The 22,435-nt window shown below is 73.8% G+C and carries 24 protein-coding genes; 18 read left to right on the top strand and 6 right to left on the bottom strand.

The window, feature by feature from the left end; translation table 11 throughout:
* Nucleotides 1-50 precede the first annotated feature (50 nt).
* Together AB0J86_RS09205 and AB0J86_RS09200 are read left to right on the top strand one after the other, a co-directional pair.
* Complete coding sequence (locus tag AB0J86_RS09205; RefSeq protein ID WP_363854933.1) at nt 51-593, top strand: hypothetical protein; 543 nt, start codon at nt 51-53, stop codon at nt 591-593.
* 112 nt (nt 594-705) lie between these two features.
* Nucleotides 706-1,752 (top strand): ROK family protein, encoded by a 1,047-nt coding sequence (locus tag AB0J86_RS09200; RefSeq protein WP_363854930.1) that lies wholly within the window; start codon nt 706-708, stop codon nt 1,750-1,752.
* Nucleotides 1,753-1,861: 109 nt separating this feature from the next.
* Here the strand turns inward: AB0J86_RS09200 and AB0J86_RS09195 are convergent, their stop codons facing one another.
* Together AB0J86_RS09195 and AB0J86_RS09190 are read right to left on the bottom strand one after the other, a co-directional pair.
* Nucleotides 1,862-2,059 (bottom strand): DUF397 domain-containing protein, encoded by a 198-nt coding sequence (locus tag AB0J86_RS09195; RefSeq protein ID WP_363854927.1) that lies wholly within the window; start codon nt 2,057-2,059, stop codon nt 1,862-1,864.
* A 1-nt stretch (nt 2,060) separates the two neighbouring features.
* Nucleotides 2,061-2,906, bottom strand: coding sequence for a helix-turn-helix transcriptional regulator (locus tag AB0J86_RS09190; RefSeq protein WP_363854924.1), 846 nt, complete (start codon nt 2,904-2,906; stop codon nt 2,061-2,063).
* Nucleotides 2,907-3,516: 610 nt separating this feature from the next.
* Between AB0J86_RS09190 and AB0J86_RS09185 the strand changes: the two genes are divergently transcribed.
* The 3 genes from AB0J86_RS09185 to AB0J86_RS09175 all read left to right on the top strand — a co-directional run bounded on the left by AB0J86_RS09185 (nt 3,517) and on the right by AB0J86_RS09175 (nt 6,970).
* Nucleotides 3,517-3,732: a hypothetical protein gene (locus tag AB0J86_RS09185; protein ID WP_363854921.1), complete on the top strand. Its 216-nt coding sequence runs from the start codon at nt 3,517-3,519 to the stop codon at nt 3,730-3,732.
* A 378-nt stretch (nt 3,733-4,110) separates the two neighbouring features.
* Nucleotides 4,111-5,211, top strand: coding sequence for a D-alanine--D-alanine ligase family protein (locus tag AB0J86_RS09180; RefSeq protein WP_363854919.1), 1,101 nt, complete (start codon nt 4,111-4,113; stop codon nt 5,209-5,211).
* 184 nt (nt 5,212-5,395) lie between these two features.
* Nucleotides 5,396-6,970, top strand: a complete 1,575-nt coding sequence (locus AB0J86_RS09175; protein WP_363854917.1) for a Na+/H+ antiporter — start codon at nt 5,396-5,398, stop codon at nt 6,968-6,970.
* A 41-nt stretch (nt 6,971-7,011) separates the two neighbouring features.
* On the opposite strand, the gene AB0J86_RS09170 is transcribed toward AB0J86_RS09175, so the two are convergent.
* On the bottom strand, nt 7,012-7,617 hold the full coding sequence (locus AB0J86_RS09170) for a DUF3515 family protein (RefSeq protein ID WP_363854914.1): 606 nt from the start codon (nt 7,615-7,617) through the stop codon (nt 7,012-7,014).
* On the bottom strand, nt 7,618-7,851 hold the full coding sequence (locus AB0J86_RS09165; protein ID WP_363854912.1) for an Lrp/AsnC ligand binding domain-containing protein: 234 nt from the start codon (nt 7,849-7,851) through the stop codon (nt 7,618-7,620).
* A gap of 173 nt (nt 7,852-8,024) precedes the next feature.
* On the opposite strand from AB0J86_RS09165, the gene AB0J86_RS09160 reads away from it, so the two are divergent.
* From AB0J86_RS09160 to AB0J86_RS09150, 3 genes are all read left to right on the top strand, one after another.
* On the top strand, nt 8,025-8,963 hold the full coding sequence (locus tag AB0J86_RS09160; protein WP_363854909.1) for a thiamine-phosphate kinase: 939 nt from the start codon (nt 8,025-8,027) through the stop codon (nt 8,961-8,963).
* Nucleotides 8,964-9,176: 213 nt separating this feature from the next.
* Nucleotides 9,177-9,644 carry a GNAT family N-acetyltransferase gene (locus tag AB0J86_RS09155; RefSeq protein WP_363854907.1) on the top strand — a complete coding sequence of 156 codons (468 nt, stop codon included), beginning with the start codon at nt 9,177-9,179 and terminating at the stop codon, nt 9,642-9,644.
* Nucleotides 9,645-9,781: 137 nt separating this feature from the next.
* A complete protein-coding gene (locus AB0J86_RS09150) occupies nt 9,782-10,540 on the top strand; it encodes a class I SAM-dependent methyltransferase (RefSeq protein ID WP_363854905.1) in 759 nt (252 codons plus the stop codon).
* 179 nt (nt 10,541-10,719) lie between these two features.
* Here the strand turns inward: AB0J86_RS09150 and rpmB are convergent, their stop codons facing one another.
* Nucleotides 10,720-10,911, bottom strand: a complete 192-nt coding sequence (gene rpmB, locus AB0J86_RS09145; RefSeq protein ID WP_363854902.1) for a 50S ribosomal protein L28 — start codon at nt 10,909-10,911, stop codon at nt 10,720-10,722.
* 254 nt (nt 10,912-11,165) lie between these two features.
* On the opposite strand from rpmB, the gene AB0J86_RS09140 reads away from it, so the two are divergent.
* Nucleotides 11,166-12,866, top strand: coding sequence for a DAK2 domain-containing protein (locus tag AB0J86_RS09140; RefSeq protein ID WP_363854899.1), 1,701 nt, complete (start codon nt 11,166-11,168; stop codon nt 12,864-12,866).
* 55 nt (nt 12,867-12,921) lie between these two features.
* Nucleotides 12,922-15,123 carry an ATP-dependent DNA helicase RecG gene (gene recG, locus AB0J86_RS09135; protein WP_363854896.1) on the top strand — a complete coding sequence of 734 codons (2,202 nt, stop codon included), beginning with the start codon at nt 12,922-12,924 and terminating at the stop codon, nt 15,121-15,123.
* Between the two features lie 128 nt (nt 15,124-15,251).
* On the opposite strand, the gene AB0J86_RS09130 is transcribed toward recG, so the two are convergent.
* Complete coding sequence (locus AB0J86_RS09130) at nt 15,252-16,379, bottom strand: LPXTG cell wall anchor domain-containing protein (RefSeq protein ID WP_363854893.1); 1,128 nt, start codon at nt 16,377-16,379, stop codon at nt 15,252-15,254.
* Nucleotides 16,380-16,696: 317 nt separating this feature from the next.
* On the opposite strand from AB0J86_RS09130, the gene rsmD reads away from it, so the two are divergent.
* The 8 genes from rsmD to mutM all read left to right on the top strand — a co-directional run bounded on the left by rsmD (nt 16,697) and on the right by mutM (nt 22,435).
* A complete protein-coding gene (gene rsmD, locus AB0J86_RS09125) occupies nt 16,697-17,281 on the top strand; it encodes a 16S rRNA (guanine(966)-N(2))-methyltransferase RsmD (RefSeq protein ID WP_363854891.1) in 585 nt (194 codons plus the stop codon).
* The gene (coaD, locus tag AB0J86_RS09120; RefSeq protein WP_363854889.1) at nt 17,278-17,766 is read left to right on the top strand and encodes a pantetheine-phosphate adenylyltransferase; all 489 of its coding nucleotides are present in this window, start codon (nt 17,278-17,280) and stop codon (nt 17,764-17,766) included. Before rsmD ends, coaD begins: the two co-directional genes overlap by 4 nt.
* A 180-nt stretch (nt 17,767-17,946) precedes the next feature.
* Nucleotides 17,947-18,441, top strand: a complete 495-nt coding sequence (locus AB0J86_RS09115; RefSeq protein WP_363854886.1) for a hypothetical protein — start codon at nt 17,947-17,949, stop codon at nt 18,439-18,441.
* Between the two features lie 193 nt (nt 18,442-18,634).
* Nucleotides 18,635-19,198 carry a YceD family protein gene (locus AB0J86_RS09110; protein ID WP_363854884.1) on the top strand — a complete coding sequence of 188 codons (564 nt, stop codon included), beginning with the start codon at nt 18,635-18,637 and terminating at the stop codon, nt 19,196-19,198.
* A gap of 139 nt (nt 19,199-19,337) precedes the next feature.
* Nucleotides 19,338-19,511 (top strand): 50S ribosomal protein L32, encoded by a 174-nt coding sequence (gene rpmF / locus AB0J86_RS09105; RefSeq protein WP_363854882.1) that lies wholly within the window; start codon nt 19,338-19,340, stop codon nt 19,509-19,511.
* 112 nt (nt 19,512-19,623) lie between these two features.
* Nucleotides 19,624-20,622 (top strand): phosphate acyltransferase PlsX, encoded by a 999-nt coding sequence (locus AB0J86_RS09100; RefSeq protein WP_363854879.1) that lies wholly within the window; start codon nt 19,624-19,626, stop codon nt 20,620-20,622.
* 18 nt (nt 20,623-20,640) lie between these two features.
* Nucleotides 20,641-21,585 (top strand): ribonuclease III, encoded by a 945-nt coding sequence (gene rnc, locus AB0J86_RS09095; protein ID WP_363854876.1) that lies wholly within the window; start codon nt 20,641-20,643, stop codon nt 21,583-21,585.
* Complete coding sequence (gene mutM / locus AB0J86_RS09090) at nt 21,578-22,435, top strand: bifunctional DNA-formamidopyrimidine glycosylase/DNA-(apurinic or apyrimidinic site) lyase (RefSeq protein WP_363854874.1); 858 nt, start codon at nt 21,578-21,580, stop codon at nt 22,433-22,435. Before rnc ends, mutM begins: the two co-directional genes overlap by 8 nt.

The raw sequence follows: 22,435 nt of genomic DNA, 5'->3' as shown, positions 1-22,435 counted from the left end.
CCGATGTGACGCCTCGACCTCGACCTCGACCCGTACCCGCCCTCGCCCTGGTGTTGCCCCTGTTGACCGCGCTGGCCGGCGCCGGCTGCGACGCCGCCGGCCCCGTGCCGCCCGTCCCGGAGCGCGCGACCGGACCGGCCCGCGCCGGCGCTGCCTCCACTTCGCCGGCCACCGGTACGCCCGAGGGGGCGGCCATCGACTGCTCGGCCAGCATCGACCGGCTCGACGCCCCGCCGCCCGGCTTCACCGTGCTCGCCGGGGCGGTCGCGCTGTCGACGCGTACCGTGCTCGCGGCCGGACCGGCGGGCGAGCCGGACGGGTCGCTCTTCGCCAAGTCCGGGCTGGTGGTGCGCGCGGATGCGGCGGCGGAGTTGGAGGTCGACGCGCCGACGGCGGTCCGGGCGCGGATCGGCTGGGGCGGCCCGGCCGAGTTCGACACGCGGACCCGGCTGACCGGTTGCCCCGACCGGAGCGGCTGGCTGGTCTTCGCCGGCGGGTACCGGGTGGCGCGCCCGGCGTGCCTGACCCTGGCCGTACGGGCCGACGGCCGCGACGAGCGGGCCCGCGTGCCGGTCGGTACCGGCTGCTCGTGACCGGGTCGACGGGGCGCCGCCGGTGGCGCGCGGCGGCGGTCGCGTTGTGCGGAGCCGGTGCGCGGGCCCCGGGTAGCATGCGGGGTCTCGCGGCACGGAGGTGCGAAAGCGGATGGGAAGTTCGCAGCCACCGGTCGGCGAACCGGGTCTGCCGGTCGTCGTCGGTCTCGACAACGGCGGGAACAGCAACAACGCGACCGTGTTGGACGTCTCCGGGCGGTTCCTGGTGGACACGCTGGTGGAGAGCCCGAGTCGGGTGCAGGAGGGGCCCGACGCCGCGGTGGAGGCTCTGGCCGAGGCGTTCGAGCGGGTGCTCGCGAGGACCGGTACGCCACGGACGCTGGTGCGCGCGGTCGGCCTCGACACTCCCGGACCGGCTAGCGCGACCGGAGTCATCTCGTCCAAGGGCTCGACGAACTTCTCCCAGCCGCCGTGGCGGGGCTTCGACATCCGTACCGCTCTGGAGCGGCGGCTCGGGCTGCCGGTCGTCTACCACAACGACGGCAACGCCGCCGCGCTCTACGCCCACCACGTCTACTTCGGCGACGCCGCCGGTGCCCGCTCGTCGGTCTCCGCGATCGTCGGTACCGGCCTGGGCGGCGGGGTGGTGGAGAGCGGGCGGGTGGTCTCGGGCGCGGCCGGGATGGCGGGCGAGTTCGGGCACATCACCATCCCGATGGAGGGGCTGCTCGGTGACGGACAGGCGCTACCGGTCTGCGGCTGCGGCTTCGCCGGCGACGCGGAGAGCGTGGCGTCGCTGACCGGGATCGAGCGCAACCTGCTGCCGTACTGGTTGACCCGGTACGAGGGACACCCGCTGGCGAGCGCCGGTTCGGTCGCCCGGGCCGCCAAGCTGGTCCGCGGGTACGGCGTGGACGGCGACCAGCTGGCGCGCGCCATCTTCGAGCAGCAGGCGATGGCGCTCGGACGCCTCTTCACGATCGCGGCCAACTTCACCGATCCGCACGCCTACTTCGTGGGCGGCGGCGTGGTGGAGGCGACGGCCGAGTTCGGCCAGTGGTTCCTGGAACGGGTGCGGGAGCACACGATCCTGCGCGAGGAGCAGGCGGCGGTGGCGACGTTCGCGCTGGTGCCCGATCTGGACATGGCCGGGGCGCGCGGGGTCGCCATCGCCGCCCTGACGTCGATCCGGTCCTAGGCCGTCCGCGCTCCCGCCGGTCGTCGTCGGTCGCCGTCCGCCGCGCGGGCCGTCGGTCGCCGCCCGCGTCCGCCGCCCGCGCCGTCGGGCGGCGGCGGGAGCGGGGCGGTCAGGGCCGGGCGGGCACGGCGCCGGCGAAGGCCGCCCAGGCGGTCGGGGAGAAGACCAGGACGGGACCCGCCGGATCCTTGGCGTCGCGGACCGCGACGGCGTCCGATACGAGGGCGATCTCGACGCAGGCCCCCTGGTCGCCGCTGTAACTGCTCTTGTACCAGGTGGCATCGGGCGGTACGGGGTGACCAGACATGTCACTGTCCCTTCAGGCGATCGAAAATCAGGTCCCGGCTCTTGTCCGGGCTGAGTGCCACGGCCCGTAGGTGTTCCATGATCTTGACGCAGGTGCGGAGCTCGGCCGGGCGGTCGATGATCATCTGACCGGCGACGGTCTCGACCGAAGCGATCATCGGATCCTCCGGGTCGGCGAACTCCAGCAGGTGCAGCGAGCCCCGGGTGCCGCGGTGGTAGCCCGCGGAGAGCGGGATCACCTGGACCGTGACGTTGGGCAGCTCAGAGGTCTTGAGGAGGTTACGCAGCTGGGCCTCGGTGACCGACTGCCCGCCGACCGGCCGCAGCAGCGCGCCCTCGTCCACGATCGCGTCGAGGATCGGTGGGTCGTTCTCGGTCAGCCGCTTCTGCCGGTCCCGGCGGATCTGCACCCGCTGCTCGACCTCCTCGTCGGAGAGGGTGTGCGGGCCGCCGCGCATCACCGCCCGTACGTAGTCGGCGGTCTGGAGCAGGCCCGGTACGACCGAGGGCTCGAAGTTCGCGATCGCGGTGGCCTCGGCCTCCAGGGCGATGAAGTCGATGGTCTTGCGGTCGAGGATGTACGAGTAGGACACCCACCAGCCCGGCTTGCGGGCATCCTTGGCGAGCTGCACCAGCGCGTTCAGCTCCTCGCCGCCGACGCCGTAGAGGAGCAGCAGGCCGCGTACCGTCGCCGGCGCGACCAGGGTCTGGGCGTTCTCGTACCGGGACAGCGTGCTCCGGGTGCTGTTGATCTCCTCGGCGGCGCGCTCCAGGGTCAGCCCGGCGTTCTCCCGGTGCGAGCGCAGGGCGATGCCGAGGCGACGGGCGCGAGCGGTCTTCGGTGCCATGCATCGATCCTCGCACAGGTCTCTGGGAAAAGGTGCATGAGAATAAGCCCATGAGAGTTGCATTCATGCGTTCGCAGGTGCCAATCTGTTGTGGCGTCCTCACTGCCGGTTGTCGTGGCGACGGTGGCGGTGAGCGACGGGAGGGGAAATGAGGCGCACGGCGATCGGGTTCCCCCGTGCCCGATCGCCGTGTGGCTCCCGCCACCGGGGACCTGGAGGAAGTCGAATGACGCCGACCAGCTTCTGGCCCAGGGTTTCGCGGTGCCGCTGGTGTGCGCGGCCCGTGTTGCGTGACAACGACGGCGCCTGGATCCACGCCGATCTCGCCTACGTCTGTCGCGACCGCTCCGGCGGCCTCGCCGCCACCACGGCCGAGCCGGAGGTGGTCCGCCGTGCGCTCTGACCCCCGCGCGGCCCGCCGGTACCGCGGCCCGCTGCCGCAGCGCCCGCCCGTCCGTGACCTGCCCACGGACCGGCGCCACGCGCTCGATCCGGCGGCGGGCCGCCCGGCCGACGACCCCGTCGCGCCGCCCGGTCCCGGACCGCGTGCCGCCGGCCGTTCCGCCGACTCCCCAGGTTCTGGGTGCCTCTGCCGCGGCGGCGGTCTCCGGTGACCCGCTTCCTCGTGGTCCTCACCGACGTGCGGCCGCTGACCGCGGACGGGCGGAACGAACGACTCTCCCCGGAACGGCGCCGCCAGGTCGTCGGGGCGACCAGCCGGGAGGCGGCTGACAAGATCGCCAACGCGTTCATGGCCCTCGGCATGGTGCGGGCGGGGCGGCAGCGGGTCAAAGTGATCGCGGTGGGGCGCAAGCGGTCGGCCTGACCTGCCCTTCGCCGGGCCGGACGTCGTCCCGATTCCGGACGCTCCGATCCCGGGCCGGACGCCCCGATCTCAGGCCGTACGCCCCGATCTCGGGCCGGATCGCCCTGGTGCCCTCGGGCGCTCCGGGTGCGACTCGCTGTGACGGAGTCGGTGGCCGAGCGTGACGATGCCGCCCTCCTGCCCGGTCCCGGCGGCGAATTGGCGGTGGGCGCGTGACCTGCCCGAGATCATGGGTTTAACCTCGGTCCCGCCGGGGACGGGACCGCACGGTGGCCACGCAGAGTAGGGTCACCCCGGTGGGCGCGCGTAGCGAACACCGTGGCGGTACCCCTCTCCCACCGTTGCGGCGTAAGCAGTCGCGGAACGAAAGGTGACCCTGTGACCACCCCACGCAAGACCCGTGTGGCCGTCGTCTTCGGTGGCCGCAGTCCCGAGCACGGCATCTCCTGCGTGAGCGCGGGCAGTCTCCTCGGCGCCCTCGATCCGGACGAGTTCGAGGCCGTGCCGGTCGGCATCACGCGGGCGGGCCAGTGGGTGCTGACCGGCGGCGACGCCGAGCAGCTCGCCATCTCCGAGCGCCGGCTACCGGAGATCACCGCGGCGGCCGGCTCGGCCGTCGTACTGCCGGCGGACCCGACGGGCAACGGCCTGATGGTGCTCGACCCGGCCGAGGGTCCGCGCGCGCTCGCCGACGTCGACGTGGTCTTCCCGGTGCTGCACGGCGCGTACGGCGAGGACGGGACCATCCAGGGCCTGCTGGAGATGGCCGGCATCCCGTACGTCGGCGCCAACGTCTTCGCCTCGGCGGCGGCGATGGACAAGGAGTTCACCAAGAAGCTCTGCGCGCTCGACGGCATCCCCGTCGGCCCGTACGCGGTGCTCCGCAACGGGATGACCCTTTCCGAGGCGGACAAGGAGCGGCTCGGGCTGCCCGTCTTCGTGAAGCCGTCCCGCGCCGGTTCCTCGTACGGGATCACGCGGGTCACCGACTGGGCCGAGCTGGACGCGGCGGTGGCGACGGCCCGGCAGATCGACCCGAAGGTCCTCGTCGAGGCGGCCGTCGTCGGACGCGAGATCGAGTGCGGCGTGCTGGAGGGCGAGGTCGGCGGCGGGCCGGAGGCGTCCCTGCTGGCGGAGGTGCGCGTCGTCAGCGACCACGACTTCTACGACTTCGAGGCCAAGTACCTCGACGACTCCTGCGAGTACGACATCCCGGCCGGCCTGCCCGAGGCCGTGACCCGCCAGATCCAGGAGTACGCCTGCCGGGCGTTCAGCGCGATCGACTGCGCCGGCCTGGCCCGGGTCGACTTCTTCGTCACGCCCGAGCTGGACGTCTACCTCAACGAGATCAACACCATGCCGGGGTTCACGCCGACGTCGATGTTCCCCCGGATGTGGGCCGCGACCGGGCTGGAGTACCCGAAGCTGGTGAGCCGGTTGATCCGTACCGCGCTGCGCCGCGGCACCGGCCTGCACTAGCCGCGGCACCCGCCTGCACCAGGCAGGGCCACCGGGCCGGTCGCCCAGTAGGCGGATTCCGGCCTGCGCCGGTGGCGGCCCGTACCACCATGTAGGGGCGGACGGACGCGCCGTTCCGGGGCGGCTCCGACGGTCCGGTACGGCCGCCTACCGGACCGCGCCCGCCCGGTGGTGAGGGGACGACGTGGCAGCGCTCGTGCTGATGGTGGTGCTGGGCGCCACCGTGCTCGTCGGAACCATTCTGGGCGGGCGGTACCGGGTGGCGCCGCCCATCCTGCTCATCGGCTTCGGCGCGCTGTTGGCGCTCCTCCCGCCGCTCTCCCACGTGGTGCTGCGGCCGGACGTGGTGCTGCTGCTGTTCCTGCCGGCGATCCTCTACCGGGAGGCGCTCACCCTCAGCCTGCGCGAGATCCGCGCCAACCTGCCGGCCATCTCGCTGCTCGCGGTGGCGCTGGTGGTGGTCACCATGGTCACGGTCTCGCTGACCGCCCAGGCGTTCGGGCTGGACCCGGCGGCCGCCTGGGTGCTCGGGGCGGTCCTCGCGCCGACCGACGCCGCCGCGGTCGCCGGGTTGGCCAAGCGGCTACCGGTGCGGTTCCTCACCATCCTGCGGGCCGAGAGCCTGATCAACGACGGTACGGCGTTGGTGCTGTTCGCGGTGACGCTCGGCCTGTTCGCCGAGGGGGTCGTACCCGGGCCGTTGGAGGCCGCCGAGCGGTTCGCCGTGTCGCTGCTCGGTGGCATCGCGGCCGGCCTGCTGGTCGGCGGCGTGGCGATCCTCATCCGTCGGTACCTGGACGACCCGCTTCCCGAGGGGGCGCTCAGCGTGCTCACCCCGTTCGCCGCGTTCCTGCTCGCCGACGCGGCGCACGCCAGCGGCGTGCTGGCCGTGGTGGTCGCGGGCCTGCTGCTCTCGTACGCCGGTCCCCGGGTGATCCGGGCCCGCTCCCGGCTGCTGGCGTTCTCGTTCTGGGACCTGAGCACGTTCCTGATCAACGGCGGGCTGTTCGTGATCCTCGGGATGCAGATCCCGCGTGCCGTGCGGAGCGTGGCACCGGTGGCGGGGCGGGCGGTGGCCATCGCGCTGGCGGTGGTCGCCGTGGTCGTGGGGACCCGGATGGCGTGGATCTACCTGGCGACGGCCCTGCTGAACGTGGTCGACCGCCGCAGGTCCCAGGCCGGCCTGCGGGTCGGGTGGCGGATCCGGACGGCGGCGGGGTGGGCCGGCTTCCGGGGCGCCGTCTCCCTGGCGGCGGCGCTCGCGGTCCCGTTGACCACCGCCACCGGCAAGCCGGTCGAGGAACGTGACCTGATCATCTTCTGTACCGCGGTGGTGATCGTCCTGATCATGCTGGTCCAGGGCATCACCCTGCCCGTGGTGACGCGGTGGGCGGGCCTCGTCGGCGACGAGCGACGCCGCGACGAGGTGAACCGCGCCCGGCAGCGGACCACCGAGGTCGGGCTGGCGATGCTGCCGCAGGTGGCGGGCGAGGTCGGCGCCACGGACGAGGTCGCCCAGCGGGTCCGCGACGACTACCAGGCCCACCTCGACGAGATCCGCGCCGCGGAGGAGGACCCGGCCTCGAAGCGCGAGCGGGAGGTCGAGCGTCGCCTCCGGCTGGCCGTGCTGGAGCACAAGCGCCACGAACTCACCCGGCTGCGCAACGCGAACGAGATCGACGACACGGTGCTGCGGGACCTCCAGGCGGCGCTGGACATCGAGGAGGTCCGGCTGCTGGGGCCGACCGCCCCCGAGTAGCGCGAGCGCGGCGACCGGGGATCACCGGCGGCGGGTCGAGGTCAGCCGGTGCAGCCGTACGGCAGGGGCTTGACCGAGGGGACGGAGGAGACCACGGACTCGGAGAGCGCGGTCACGGTCGCCCACTGCGCCGCCTGGTCGTACGCGCGCGGCAGCGTCACCCGGATCGGGACCTCACGGTCGACGGTGGTGAGGACCACGGCGTCGGACTGGTCGGACGGGTACCAGCAGGTGCCGTTCACCACCCAGAGCGTGTCGGTGGGCGGGTACGAGGCCGGCGGTACGCCACAGGCCACGGTGACCGCCGGATCGCCGTACGCGGCGTTCTGCTCGGCACCGGCCCGCACCGGGCGCTGCGCCAGGTCGCGGATGGTGTCGGGGAGCTGGGAGACCAGCGCGCGGCAGACCGTGGCGGGCCGCTCCGCCAGCGGGGGCGCGGCCATCGCCACGGGCGCGGTCGACCGGGGGCCGGGGCTGGCGGTGGCGCTGGCCGACGCGGTCGGCGCCGCCGCCGGCTCGCCGGGGCTGAGGCTGACGATGGCGACGATCGCCACGACCAGCGCCAGCGGCACGGCGACGACGGTCGCCCAGAGCGCCGCCTGGCGCGTCGTAGAATCCCGCTCGACCTCGGACGTCTGCGGCTCCACCTACAGTCGCACCACCGAACACGTCAGGGTGCGGGTGATCCCCGGCACCATCTGCACCTTGCTCACGATGAGTTTACCCAGCTCATCGACCGTCTTCGCCTCCGTGAGGACGACCACGTCGTACGGGCCGGTGACGGCGTCGACCCGCACGACCCCCGCAATGTCGCCGATCGACCCGGCCACGTCACGTGCCCGGCCGACCTCTGTCTGGATGAGGATGTACGCCTGGACCACGACCCACCTCCGGTCCGCCGCCGACGAGCGGCTCGATCGTGAAAATACCGTACGGAGCGGGTCGGATCCTTATCGGTGGTCAAGGAGGGCATGATGGGCGGGCGTCGCGGGCGGATCGGCCGGCCCGGGGCAATCGAGCCTCGGGTGTTCGCCGGGCGTCGCGAGGAGGGCTCATGAGCGTTGCGGTGGTCGGCGAGTTCGGGCTGATCGGAAGGGTGACGGCCCGGCTGGGCACGGGTCGGGCGACCCTGCTCGGCCCCGGCGACGACGCGGCCGTGGTGGCCGCGCCCGACACCCGGGTGGTCGCCTCGACCGACGTGCTGGTCGAGGGGCGCCACTTCCGTCGGGACTGGTCGAGCGCGGTGGACGTGGGGCACCGGGCGGCGGCGGCCAACCTGGCCGACATCGCCGCGATGGGCGCCACCCCGACCGCCCTGCTGGTCGCCCTCTGCATGCCGCCGGACCTGGAGGCGAGCTGGGCCGAGGAGCTCGCGGACGGGCTGGCCGCCGAGGCCGCGAAGGTGGGGGCGAGCGTGGTCGGCGGCGACATGTCGGCCAGCCCGACGCTGACCATCGCGGTGACCGCGCTGGGCGACCTGGAGGGCCGGGCGCCCGTCGTGCGCGGCGGAGCGCGGCCCGGCGACGTGATCGCGCTGGCCGGTCGGATCGGGTACGCCGCGGCGGGCTACACGGTGCTCTCCCGTGGGTTCCGCACGCCGAAGATGCTGGTCGAGGCGTACCGGCGGCCCGAGGTGCCGTACGCGGCCGGGCCGCTGGCAGCCGAGGGGGGTGCCACCGCCATGATCGACATTTCCGACGGGCTCCTCGCCGACCTAGGTCACCTCGCCGCGGCCAGCCGGGTCGCCATCGACCTGACGGGCGACGCCTTCGAGGTGCCGGTGCAGATGCGGGACGCGGCGCACGCGCTCGGCGTCGACCCGTACGCCTGGGTGCTCGGCGGCGGCGACGACCACGCGCTGGCGGCGGCCTTTCCCGAGGACACCCCGCTGCCGCCCGGCTGGCGGCAGATCGGGCACGTCATCCACGGCGCCGGCGTCACCCTCGACGGCCGTCCCTACAAGGGCCCCACCGGCTGGCAGCACTTCCGCTGAGCGTGCGAGGCGGAATGGTGGGCCCTGCCGTTGAGCCGTGCGAGGCGGAACGGTGGGCCCTGCCGTTGAGCCGTGCGAGGCGGAACGGTGGGCCCTGCCGTTGAGCCGTGCGAGGCGGAACGGTGGGCCCTGCCGCCGAGCCGGCGAGGGAGTCGGCCGGGCCGTGGGCGGAGTCGGGTCGGTAAGCCCCCGAGCGCGTCGTACCCTTTACGCGTGAGTGAGCTGGAGATTCGCCTGGTCGGTTACGACTCCCCGGTCGCGCGGCGACTCGTGCGCGCGGCCCTGGCTGATCTCGGTGAGCGGTACGGCGGCAGCGGCGACGACACCCCGGTGCGCGCCGCCGAGTTCGCGCCGCCGGACGGGGCCTTCCTGGTGGCGTACCTGGGTGGGGAGCCCGTCGGGTGCGGGGCCTGGCGCAGCCACGGCGAGTCGGGCGAGGTGGCCGAACTCAAGCGGATGTACACGGCTCCCGAGGTCCGGGGCCGGGGCGTGGCCCGCGGGGTGCTGGCCGCGGTCGAGCGGTCGGCGCGGGATCACGGTCGCAAGCGGATGATCCTGGAGTGCGGCGACAGGCAGCCCGAGGCGATCGCGCTCTACGAGGCCAGTGGGTACGAGCGGATCGAGAACTTCGGCTACTACCGCGACTCGCCGAACTGCATCTCGTACGGCCGCTCGCTCTGACGCCGGCCCCCCGGGTGGCCGGCGGGTGCACCGGCCGCCCCGTGGCTTGCTCCTGGGGTTCGGTAATTGCAAAAGATTGGCGACAAGTGCCGCGCGGGGCTGGACCCGCTCATCCGGCGTAACTAGCCTCAGCCGGTATGAGTCCTTACATTGCCGATGCGGCGGCCTGGCAGGAGAGCTGGGACCGCCAGCAGGAGGCGTACCTGCCGGACCGGGAGCACCGCTTCGCCGCCGTACTCGACGCGGTGGCCGCGACGACCGAGGGCGAGGCGCCCCGCCTGCTCGACCTCGCCGGCGGTACCGGGTCGATCAGCCTGCGCGCGCTCGCCCGCTTCCCGGGCGCGGAGGTCACGCTGCTCGACATCGACCCCGTACTGCTCGCCGTCGCGGAGGCGTCGCTGGCCGGGCGGGCCGCGATCGTCAGCGCCGATCTCGGCGGGCCCGACTGGCGCGACGGGCTGCCGCACCGGCGGTACGACGCCGTGCTGACCGCGACCGCGCTGCACTGGCTCGCGCCCGAGCGCCTCACCGCCCTGTACGCCGAGATCCGCGACGTCCTGCGGCCCGGCGGCATCTTCGTCAACGCCGACCACATGCCCGACGACGCGCTGCCCACCCTGACCAAGCGGCTCACGGCTCGGGCCGAGGCGCGCCGGTCCGGGCGGTACGCGGCGGGCGCGGTCCTGTCGTGGCAGGACTGGTGGGCCCACGTCGCGGCCGATCCCGCGCTCGCCCCGCTGGTCGAGCGGCGGCGGCAGATCTACCCGACCGGGCACAGCGCGGAGTGGACCCCGCCGGTGTCGTGGCATCTGGAGGCGCTGCGGGCGGCCGGTTTCGCCGAGGCCGGGACGCTCTGGCGCGGCGGTCCCGACGCCGCGGTGGTCGGCCTGCGCTGAAGACCCACCCCCGCGCGGGCCCACCTCCGCGATCTAGGGCAAATCGCGGTGATCGGAGATCAACTAACGAGGATTTGCCCTAGATCGACGGGAGCGCTCCTAGATCGACGGGAGACGCGCCGAGCCGCCGGACCATGATGGTCCGGCGGCTCGGGGAAGCTGTACGACGAGGCGCGCGCTCAGGCGCGGGCGACCTTGCCAGCCTTGATGCACGAGGTGCACACCTGGAGCTTGCGGGTGGTCCCGCCGCCAGCGGGGGTGCGCACCGTCTGGATGTTCGGGTTCCAGCGGCGGTTCGTCCGCCGGTGCGAGTGGGACACGTTGTGGCCGAAGCCCGGCCCCTTGCCACAGACGTCACACACGCTAGCCACGGGATACTCCTGGGATCTCAATCGTTCGTGAGGTTGCCGGCGGTGTCGCCGGGGCAACCTGGCCAGGTTACCCGATGCCCCGGTCAGCCGGCCAATCGCCCCCGCTCCGCCCGCCCGCACCCGCCTCGCGGCCACCGCAACGGAGCGGCGGAGCGGCGGGGCGGCGGGGCGGGTACGGCGGGAAGGAAACACCACGGCGGGGCGATCTCCGGCGTACCGGGCGGGTGTCGGTGGGCGCCAGTAGGCTTCTGGCCGTGCTGGAGACCCTGGACGCCACCGCCGTACGCCGGTGGTGCGCCGGTGGGCTCGCGGCGCTGCGGCGGCACCAGGGCGAGATCGACGAGCTGAACGTCTACCCGGTCCCCGACGGCGACACCGGCACGAACCTCGTGCTCACCCTGGTCGCCGCGGAGCGGGCGCTGGCGGCCGAGCCGGACGGGCCGCCCGCGGGGGACCGCATCCCGGAGCAGACACCGCACGGCCGGGTGCTCCGGTCGATGGCCAGAGGAGCCCTGCTCGGCGCCCAGGGCAACTCCGGGGTGATCGTCGCGCAGATCCTGCGCGGGTTGGCCGACGCGCTCTCCGGGGTCGCCGCGGTGCGCGGCCGGGCCCTCGCGGGCGCCCTGCGGGCGGCCACCACCGCCGCCTACGCGGCCGTCGCCCGACCGGTCGAGGGCACCCTGCTCACCGTGGTCGCCGCCGCGGCCGGCGCGGCCGAGCGGCTCGACAGCGACGACCTGGCCGCGGTGACCCGGGCCGCCGCGACGGCCGGCCGGGACGCGCTGGGGCGTACCCCGCAACTGCTGCCGATGTTGGCCGACGCGGGCGTGGTGGACGCCGGCGGCCGGGGCCTCTGCGTGCTGCTGGACGCGCTGGTCGAGGTGGTCACCGGGGACCGGCCGGAGCCGCTCGCGGCCCGCCCGCCACTGACGGCCGCCCGGGAGACCGGCTCGCCGGAGTACGCGTACGAGGTGCAGTTCCTGCTCGACGCGGAGCCGGCTGCGGTCGACCGGCTGCGGCGCGACCTCGACGGCCTCGGTGACTCCCTGGCGGTGATCGGCGGCGAGGCGGCCGGCCCGGGGCGGCCGGCGACCTGGCGGGTGCACGTGCACGTCAACGACGTCGGCGCGGCGATCGAGGCCGGCGTGGTGGCCGGTCGCCCGTACCGGATCTCGGTGACCCGCTTCGCCGACGACGCCGTCCCGGTCACCCGGTCGGGCGGGAGCACCCGGCCCGGCCGGCCGGCCCGGACCGACCTCCCGGCCCCGATCGGCCCGGCCGAGGCGGAGGCAGCGGGCCCGCGCCCCGGACGGGCCGCCGTGGTGGTCGCCGCCGGCGACGGGCTCGCCGAGATCTTCGCGGCCGAGGGGGCCACGGTCGTCGCCGGCACCCCGTCGGCCGGGGAACTGCTCGACGCGATCCGGGCGACCGGAGCGGCCCGGGTGGTGGTGCTGCCGAACGACCCCGCCGCCCAGTCGGCGGCCGGCGTCGCGGCGCTGCGCGCGCAGGTGCTCGGGGTGAAGGTCCGCGTCGTGCCGACCCGCTCCCCGGTGCAGGCCCTCGCCGCGCTGGCGGTACGGAACCCGGACCGGGAGTTCGAGGACGACGTGATCGCGATGGCCGAGGCGGCCGGCGCCTGCCGGTACGCGGAGGTCTGCCGGGCCGGCCGGGAGGCGCTCACCATGGCCGGTCCCTGTCGCCCCGGCGACGTGCTCGCGCTGGTCGAGGGCGAGGTGCACCTGGTCGGCGAGGACCTGACCGGCACCTGCACGGCGCTGCTGGACCGGATGCTCGGCGGTGGCGGCGAGCTGGTCACGCTGCTGCTCGGCGCGGACGCACCGGACGGGCTGGGCGACGCCCTCCGGGAGCACGTCTCGCGGCGCTGGCCCTTCGTCGAGGTGAACGCCTTCGCGGGCGGCCAGCCGCAGCACCCCCTGCTGGTGGGGGTCGAGTGACCCGGGCGCAGAACGGCCGCGAGCCGGGCCGGTACCCACCACCGGGGAGGAGATCATGACCGAGTCGGTGACGACCGAGGACACCCCGCTCAAGAAGCTGGTCGGGGAGAAGACGGCCAAGGCGCTCGCCAGCCACCTGGACCTGCACACCGCCGGCGACCTCGTCTACCACTTCCCCCGACGCTACGACGAGCGCGGCGAGCACACCGACATCCGCTCGCTGACCGTCGGCGAGGACGTGACCGTGCTCGGCCAGGTGCAGCGCACCGCCGTACGGCCGATGCGGCAGCGGCGCGGCAACCTGCTGGAGGTGACCGTGGGGGACGGTTCGGGCGGCACGCTCACCCTCACCTTCTTCGGCAACCAGGCGTGGCGGGAGCGGGAACTGCGCCCGGGTCGCTGGGGACTCTTCGCCGGCAAGGTCACCGAGTTCCGCGGCAAGCGGCAGCTCAACAGCCCGGAGTACGTCCTGCTCGGCGACACCACCGACGGTGAGGCCGCGGCGAGCGAGGAGATCGAGGAGTTCGCCGGGGCGCTGATCCCGGTCTACCCGGCCGCCGCCGCCGTGCCGACCTGGGTGATCGCCCGATGCGTACGGGTGGTGCTCGACACCTTCACCCCGCCCGAGGACCCGTTGCCGGCGACGGTACGGGCCAGCCGAAACCTGGTCGGGCTCGGTACCGCCCTGCGGGAGATTCACCGGCCCTCCAGCAAGGAGGAGCTCTACCGGGCCCGCCGCCGGTTGAAGTGGGACGAGGCGTTCGCCGTGCAGCTCACCCTGGTGCAGCGCAAGCAGCGGGCCGCCGCCTCGCCGGCGCGTACCCGGCCCCGGCGCTCCGGTGGCCTGCTGGACGCGTTCGACGCGCGTCTGCCGTACGAGCTGACCGCCGGGCAGCGCCAGGTCGGCGAGGAGATCGCCGCCGACCTGGCCACCGCGCATCCGATGCACCGGCTGTTGCAGGGCGAGGTCGGTTCGGGCAAGACCGTGGTGGCGCTGCGGGCCATGCTCCAGGTGGTCGACGCGGGCGGCCAGGCGGCGCTGCTGGCGCCGACCGAAGTGCTCGCCGCGCAGCACTACCGGGGGATGCTCGACCTGCTCGGGCCGCTCGGCCGCGCCGGCGAACTGGACGGCGACCCGAACGGCACGAGGGTGGAGCTGGTCACCGGCTCGCTCGGGGCGGCGGCCCGGCGCCGGGCGCTGGAGCAGGTGGCCGCCGGCCATGCCGGGATCGTGCTCGGCACGCACGCGCTGCTCTACGAGGGGGTGGACTTCGCCGACCTCGGTCTGGTGGTCGTGGACGAGCAGCACCGCTTCGGCGTGGAGCAGCGCGACGCGCTGCGCGCCAAGGCGGAACAGCCGCCGCACGTGCTGGTGATGACGGCGACCCCGATCCCGCGCACGGTGGCGATGACCGTCTACGGCGACCTGGAGACCTCCGTCCTGTCCCAGCTGCCGCGCGGGCGGTCGCCGATCGCCTCGCACGTCGTACCGGCGGCGGAGAAACCCGCGTACCTGGACCGGGCCTGGCGCCGGCTGCGCGAGGAGGTGGCCGCCGGCCACCAGGCGTACGTGGTCTGCCCGCGGATCGGAGAAGGCCCGGAGGCGGCCGAGGAGGCCGGCGCCACGGGCGAGGACGGCCGGCGACCGCCGCTGGCGGTGACGGAGGTGGCGCCGCTGCTCGCCGACGGGCCGCTGCACGGGCTGCGGATCGGGGTGCTGCACGGGCGGCTGCCGGCCGACGAGAAGGACGGCGTGATGCGCTCGTTCGCGGCCGGCGAGCTCGACGTGCTGGTGGCCACGACGGTGGTGGAGGTGGGCGTGGACGTGCCCAACTCCACCGTCATGATCACCCTGGACGCGGACCGGTTCGGCGTATCCCAGCTGCATCAGCTGCGCGGCCGGGTGGGGCGGGGCGCGGCGGCGGGGCTCTGCCTGCTGGTCACCGAGGCCGCCGAGGGTACGCCCGCCCGGGAACGGCTGGACGCGGTCGCCTCCACCACGGACGGGTTCCGCCTGGCCGAACTGGACCTGGAACAGCGCCGCGAGGGCGACGTACTCGGGGCATTGCAGTCCGGTCGCCGCTCGCACCTGCGCCTGCTCTCGCTGCTGCGCGACAGCGACCTGATCCGCGACGCCCGGGTCGAGGCGCTCGCGCTGGTGGAGGAGGATCCGGAGCTGGCCAAGCATCCCGGGCTCGCCGCCTGGGTCGCCGCCCTGGTCGACGAGGAGCGCGCGGAGTACCTCGAAAAGGGCTGACCCGGGCGCGCGCGGCCCCGGCGGGGCGGCGGTGCGCGTGGGGCGGCGGCACCGGCGGAGACACCGAGGGCGCGCCGACCGGGTGGTCGACGCGCCCTCGGCGCTTGCGAACGGTTGGTGCTACCGGATCAGGCGGTGAAGCGGATCTTCCGGCGGCGGGCCACCACGAAGAGGACGACACCGATGGCCAGCAGGACCGCGGCGCCGGCGGCGATGCTGCCCGCGGCGGCACCGGTCAGCGGCAGCGTGCCGCCGCCGCCCTCGCCACCGCAGTCGGCCGACGGGCTGACCCAGGCGATCGGCTTGCTGTCGATGCCGCCGCCGCTCGGGGTGACCGTCAGGCCCTCGGAGGCCGGGAACTTGGCGGTACCGGTCTGGCCGGGCGCGACCTCGACGGTCTTGGTCTCGCCCTTGTTCGAGGTGTAGGTGACGGTGACGGGCTGGCCGTCGGCCGGGTTGGAGACCTCGACCACCAGCTCGGTGCAGGTGGAGCGGTTGCTACCGGCCGGCTGGCCCGGCTTGACGCAGTCCGTCGCGGCGTCGGGAACGCCGTTGATCAGCGGCTGCTTCTGCCCGGCCTCGGTCACCTTCACCGTGCCGGCCTGGGCGGCCGGAATCTTCACCGTCTCGTCCGCGTCGGGGCTGACCTTGACGGTCTTCTTGAAGCCCTTGTCGGTGGTGACGGTGAACTGCGCGTCCTTGGTGGCGTCCTTGGTGTTCACCAGCTCGACGGCGATGTCGCCGGTGCAGTCGGACGACATGCTGGCCTTGGGGTTGGCCGTGGCGGGCGGCGGAGTGACGACCTTGGCGCATCCGCCGCTGAGCCGGATGGAGGCGCTCTTGTCGCTGTCCTCGTTGTAGCCGTTGTCCCACTGGGACCGCACCGTCAGGGAGGCGCCCGTGGCGTTGCCGGGAAGTCGCTGCTGCTTCACCAGCGGCGTGCCGACCTTGTACGGGTACTGGCCCCGCGGGGCGACCTCGATACCCGGGATCGAGGCAGCGCTCGCGGCGCCGCCGGCAAACTGCTTGGCGTCGACCTTGGAGAGCCGGTAGTTCCGGACGCCGCTCGGCGCGTAGCTGTTGACGGTCCAGGTCAACACCCACTCGCCGGTCGCGGTCTCGCACTCGGACTTGACCTTGACTTCGCTGTGGTGCGCGCTCGCGGGGGCGGCTACGGCCAGCGCCGCCGCGAGGCCGATGAACGTGGCCCCGGCTACGGCAAGCGATCGCCGTAACGACAGCTTGGGACGGATCACGCGTACTCCTGAGGGGGATGGAAGCGTTGGGGGTACGGCGGGGTGGCCCGCGGGGGTCGCTGTCATGAGCGGCGCGACCTGCGGCGGTGCCTCCCCGATGCCGTGGCGGCCGGTGCAGGGCAGCCGGCACAGCGTTGGACCCTAGCGATAACAAAGAGATCACGACAGTCGTTAGCAGACTTTAAGGATGTCGTTGTCCATTCGAGACATTTGGTGCACCCTGCGTGTCTCGGTGATCTCGGTGCGTTGACGGAGTGTATCGGGCGCCGGGTTCCGGTGGTGTCCCGTACCGTCGCTGGCATGCAGTGGGAGTTGGGATGACCCGCATCGTCGCCGGGACGCTCGGTGGCCGACGGATCGCGGCGCCACCGGGCGAGCGCACCCGGCCCACCTCAGACCGGGTGCGGGAGGCGTTGTTCAGCGCGCTGGACGCCATGGTGGAGATCGACGGGGCGCGCTTCCTCGACCTGTACGCCGGCTCCGGCGCGGTCGGGCTGGAGGCGCTCTCCCGGGGCGCCGGGCACGTGCTGCTGGTCGAGTCCGACCCACGGGCCGCCCGGGTCGTCCGGGAGAACATCGCCGCCCTGCGGGCCGCCCCGGCCGCCCGACTGGTCGTCGGCAAGGTCGCCCAGGTGCTCGGCGCCGGTGCGGCGGGTGAGGCGTACGCCCCGGCGGGAGAGCCGTACGACGTGGTCTTCGCCGATCCGCCCTACGCCGTACCGGACGAGGAGATCGCGGCGATGCTGGCCGCGCTGGTGGACGGCGGGTGGCTGGCGGCGGACGCCGTGGTCGTGGTCGAGCGGTCCAGCCGGACGGGGCCGGTCGACTGGGTGCAGGGAATCACTGCCGAGCGCAGCCGCCGCTACGGCGAGACTACTCTTTGGTACGGTCGCCGATCATGAGACGTGCGGTGTGCCCCGGCTCGTTCGACCCGGTGACCAACGGCCACCTGGACATCATCGGTCGGGCCAGCCGGCTGTTCGACGAGGTCATCGTCGGCGTGCTGATCAATCAGTCCAAGCAGGGGCTGTTCAGCGTCGACGAGCGGATCGACATGCTCCGCGAGGTCACCTCCTGCTACCCCAACGTCCGGGTCGAGTCGTTCCGCGGGCTGCTGGTCGACTTCTGCCGCGCCCAGCGGGCCGAGGTCCTGATCAAGGGGCTCCGGGCGGTCAGCGACTTCGACTACGAGTTGCAGATGGCGCAGATGAACATCGGCCTGGCCGGCGTGGAGACGCTCTTCATGCCCACCAACCCGCTCTACTCCTTCCTCTCGTCGAGCCTGGTGAAGGACGTGGCGAAGTGGGGCGGCGACGTCTCCGCCCACGTACCGGACCTGGTGGTGCGGCACCTCCGCGAGCGCCTCGGCGCGCCGCCCGAGGGCTGAGCACCCGGTCATCCGGGCCCGGATCGCCTAGTCTTTTCTCTTCGTGGGCGCCCGGCGACCCGCCGTGTCGATGAGTCGGTCGCCACACTCGCCGCGCTCCGGCGTCGCCGGTCGCGCCGAAACCCGGCATGACGCCGCATCATGTAGGTCAGCCGACGTAACGACAGGAGTGAGGTACCGGTGGACCCGCTCGACCGCATTGACGAGATCATCGCGATGGTGGAGGCGGCCCGCTCCGTCCCCATGTCCCGCAACAACTGCATGGTCGACCGCGGCGAGATGATCGGCGCCCTGGACGAGCTGCGAGCCGAACTCCCGGCCGACCTGCGTCGCGCGGCGGCGCTGCTGGAGGAGCGGGACAAGATCATGGACGCCGGCAAGCGGGAGGCCGAGCGGATCATCAGCGAGGGTGAGGCGGAGCACGCCCGGCTCGTCTCGGTCAACGAGATCACCGTCTCCGCCGAGCACGAGGGCGCCCGGATCATCGCCGAGGCGCGGGCCGAGGCCCAGCGGCTGCGCGAGGAGGTCGACGACTACGTCGACACCGCCCTGGCCAACTTCGAGCAGTTCCTCACCCGGGCGCTCGCCTCGATCGAGCGCGGTCGGGACAAGATGCACGCCCTGCGCGAGATCGGCACGTTCGTCGGCGAGGAGGAGCGCCCGCTGCCCTTCTGAGCGCGGTGTGCCGTTCCGGGGGTCGGGGTCTCTCGGGCTCGCGGCGCCCGCCGTACCGTGGATGCCGGCCCGCGGCGCACTCCGGTCGACGGTGCGGCGCGCCCGGCCTGTACGCGGCGCCGGCCCCGGTTCGACGGTACGGCCCCAGCCCAGGTAACCTGTTTTGTCGGCCTCTACCGGCCGGAGTCTAACTATGCCCAAACACACGCCAAGCCAACTCGACCCCAGGTCGCCGCTGGTCCTCGACACGAGGGAACTGCCGCGCCGGCCTGGTGTTCTGCGTACGGTCAAGCGGGTGGTACCGGCACCGGCGGACCTCGGACTGGAGCTGATCGGCGTACCGGAGGGGGCGGACCTGAGCCTCGACCTGAGGCTCGAGTCGGTCTCCGAGGGTGTGCTCGTCTCCGGGACCGTCAGCGGTCCGTTGGAGGGCGAGTGCGGCCGGTGCCTGCGGGCCATCCACGACTCGCTGACCGTCACGATCCAGGAGCTGTACGCCTACGAGAACAGCACCACGGACGAGACGGCCGACGAGGACGAGGTGGGCCGGATGCAGGGCGATCTGATCGACCTGGAGCCGGCGCTGCGGGACGCGGTCGTGCTGGCGCTGCCGACGAACCCGCTCTGCCGCCAGGACTGCCCCGGCCTGTGCCCCGAGTGTGGGGCGCACTGGGACGACCTGCCGGCCGACCACAGCCACGACGAGGTCGACCCGCGCTGGGCGGCCCTGTCGCGGCTCAACCGCAAGGACGAGTAACGACACCGGTCCCTCCGACGGCACGGCGGAACAACACCGCCCACCGGCCAGCGGGACCGCAAGGCAAGCGAGTGAGAACCGGCCGCCGTTGGGCGCAGGCCCAGGGCCAGGCGGACCGCGATCAAAAGGAGTAAGAACCGTGGCCGTCCCGAAGCGCAAGATGTCGCGCAGCAACACCCGGTCCCGCCGGGCGCAGTGGAAGGCGACGGCGGTGGTTACTGCGCCGTGCCCGCAGTGCAAGTCGCCGAAGCTGCCGCACGCCGCCTGCTCCGTCTGCGGCACCTACAACGGCCGCCAGGTTCTCGAGGTCTGAGCCTGGATGCCGAGTGACGCCTCCGACCTCCGGTCGGGCGGCGCGCGCGCCCCGGCGATTGCCCGGTGCCCCGGCTTCCTCCGACGCCGGCCGGCCAACGGTCGGCGTACCGGTGGAGCCGGGCACCGTGCGGATCGCCGTCGACCTCCTCGGCGGGGACAAGGCTCCCGCCGTCGTGGTTGACGGCGCTCTGCGGGCGTTCGGCGCCGATCCCGATCTTCAGCTCCTGCTCGTCGGCCCGCCCGAGGCGGCCGGCGGGTTCCTCAGCGTGCTCTCCCCGACCGACCGCGCCCGGGTGACGGTCGTCCCGGCGTACGACGTCGCGGGCATGACCGACGACGCGGCCCGGGCCAGCCGCCCCGGCACCAGCGTCGCCGCGGCCGTGGCCACGGTCGTCGACGGCAGCGCCGACGCCGTCGTCTCGGCCGGCGCCACGGGCGCCACCGTCACCGCCTCCGCGCTCGGCCTCGGCCGCTGGCCGGGGGTACGCCGCCCGGCGCTGGTGGCGACCCTGCCGGCCGTCGCCGGACCGGTCGTCCTGGTCGACGTCGGCGGCTCGCTCGAGGCCCGACCCACCACCCTGGCCCGGCACGCGGTGCTGGGGGCCGCCTACACCGCCGTCGCCCACGGAACACCCGAGCCGCGCGTCGGGTTGCTCTCCATCGGTACCGAACCCGGCAAGGGGGACCGGGCCCGACGCGCCGCCGATCCCGTCCTCGCCGCCCAGGCGCTGCCGGGCGGCGCTCGCTACATCGGGCTCGTCGAGGGGTACGACGTGGCGCTCGGCGAGCGCGCCGACGTGGTGGTCACCGACGGCTTCACCGGAAACGTCCTGCTCAAGGCGATCGAGGGCGCGTACGCGCTCGCCGGCGGCCCCCCGACCAGCGGTGGCGCGCCCCGCGCCGCCGCCCTGCTCGGGGTCGGGGGCACCGTGGTGGCCTGCCACGGCGCGGCCCGCGACGACGACATCGCCTCGGGTATCGCGCTCGCGGCGCACCTGCACCGCCGCGGCGCCGTCGCCGCGATCGCCGCGTTGCTCGCCGATGCCCAGGGGCGCCTGGACGACGCGGAGCGGAGCGGGAAAGACAACTGGAGCGGGAAACTGCCATGAATCACACGAGGTTTCCGCATGACTAGTGAGAAGCGGCGGCGAGCGCCGATCGGACACCTGGAGGCGGCGTTCGGCGTCGCCCTAGAACCGGAGATGCTGGAGCGCGCGCTGACCCACCGCTCGTACGCGTACGAGAACGGCGGGCTGCCCACGAACGAGCGGCTGGAGTTCCTCGGCGACTCGGTGCTCGGCGTGGTCATCACCACCGCCCTGTTCCACAACCATCCGGACCTGCCCGAGGGCCAGCTGGCCAAGCTGCGCGCCAGCGTGGTCAACATGCGGGCGCTGGCCGACGTCGCCCGCCGGCTCGGGCCGGAGGGGCTCGGCGCGTACCTGCTGCTGGGCAAGGGCGAGGAGGCGACCGGCGGTCGGGACAAGGCGAGCATCCTGGCCGACACGCTGGAGGCGCTGCTCGGCGCGATCTACCTGCAGTACGGGCTGGACACCACCTCGATCGTGATCCACCGCCTCTTCGACCCGCTCATGGCGGAGTCGGCCGGGCGCGGCGCGGCGCTGGACTGGAAGACCAGCCTCCAGGAGTTGACCGCGGCGCTCGGCCTCGGCGTGCCCGAGTACCGGATCGACGAGGCCGGCCCGGACCACCTGAAGACGTTCACCGCCTGGGTGATCGTCGCCGGCAACCGGTACGGCGGCGCGGACGGGCGCAGCAAGAAGGAGGCCGAGCAGCGGGCGGCCGAGACCGCCTGGCGCACCCTCTCCGAGCAGCGGGCCGCCGCCGAGGCCGCCCAGGTGGCGGAGCAGGCCGCGCAGGCGGCGGAGCAGGCGAGCGGGAACGGCGGCACGCCGACCGGGAAGCCGGCCGGGAACGGGACCACCCGGGCCGGGAACGGGACCCGCGCGGCGGCGAACGGCAGCGCGCCGGCCGGCGGCCCCGGTAGCTCCGCGTCCACCCCGCCGGTCGACTCGGCGGCCACGAACGAACAGGAGCGGCCCGGTGCCTGAACTGCCCGAGGTCGAGACCGTCCGGCAGGGCCTGGCCCGCTGGGTCACCGGCCGGCGCATCGCCGCCGTCGAGGTGCACCACCCCCGCGCGGTACGCCGGCACCTGCCCGGGGCCGAGCACTTCGCCGCCGCGCTCGTCGGCCGTACCGTGCTGGACGCCCGGCGGCGCGGCAAGTACCTCTGGCTGCCCCTGGACAGCGGGGACGCGATCGTCGGCCACCTCGGGATGTCGGGGCAGCTCCTGGTCCAGCCGCCGGACGCCCCGGACGAGGTGCACCTGCGGGTGCGCTTCACCTTCGACGACGGCGGGCCGGAACTGCGCTTCGTGGACCAGCGCACCTTCGGCGGGCTGGCGCTCTCCGAGGGCGGCGCGGAGCTGCCCGCGGAGATCGCCCACATCGCCCGGGACCCGATGGACCCGGCGTTCTCGGACGCCGATTTCGTCGCCGGGCTGCGGCGGCGCCGTACCGACGTGAAGCGGGCGCTGCTCGACCAGACCCTGATCTCCGGGGTCGGGAACATCTACGCCGACGAGGCGCTGTGGCGGGCGCGGTTGCACGGGGCCCGGCAGACCGACACGCTCACCGGGCCGAGCGCCACCCGGCTGCTCGGTCACGTCCGCGACGTGCTCGGCGAGGCGATCAAGGTCGGCGGCACCAGCTTCGACGCGCTCTACGTCAACGTGAACGGCGAGAGCGGCTACTTCGAGCGGGAGCTCAACGTCTACGGGCGCGAGGGCCAGCCGTGCCGCCGCTGCGGTGCGCCGGTACGCCGCGAGCCGTTCATGAACCGCTCCTCGTACAGCTGCCCGCGCTGCCAGCCCCGTCCGCGTACCGCCGCGGCGAGGTGA

The sequence above is a fragment of the Micromonospora sp. NPDC049559 genome, from assembly GCF_040676675.1.
In the GTDB taxonomy this organism is placed as follows: Bacteria; Actinomycetota; Actinomycetes; order Mycobacteriales; family Micromonosporaceae; genus JBFAPK01.
The sequence above is the reverse complement of the archived record's forward strand: the minus strand, read 5'-3'. Positions and strand labels throughout refer to the sequence as shown.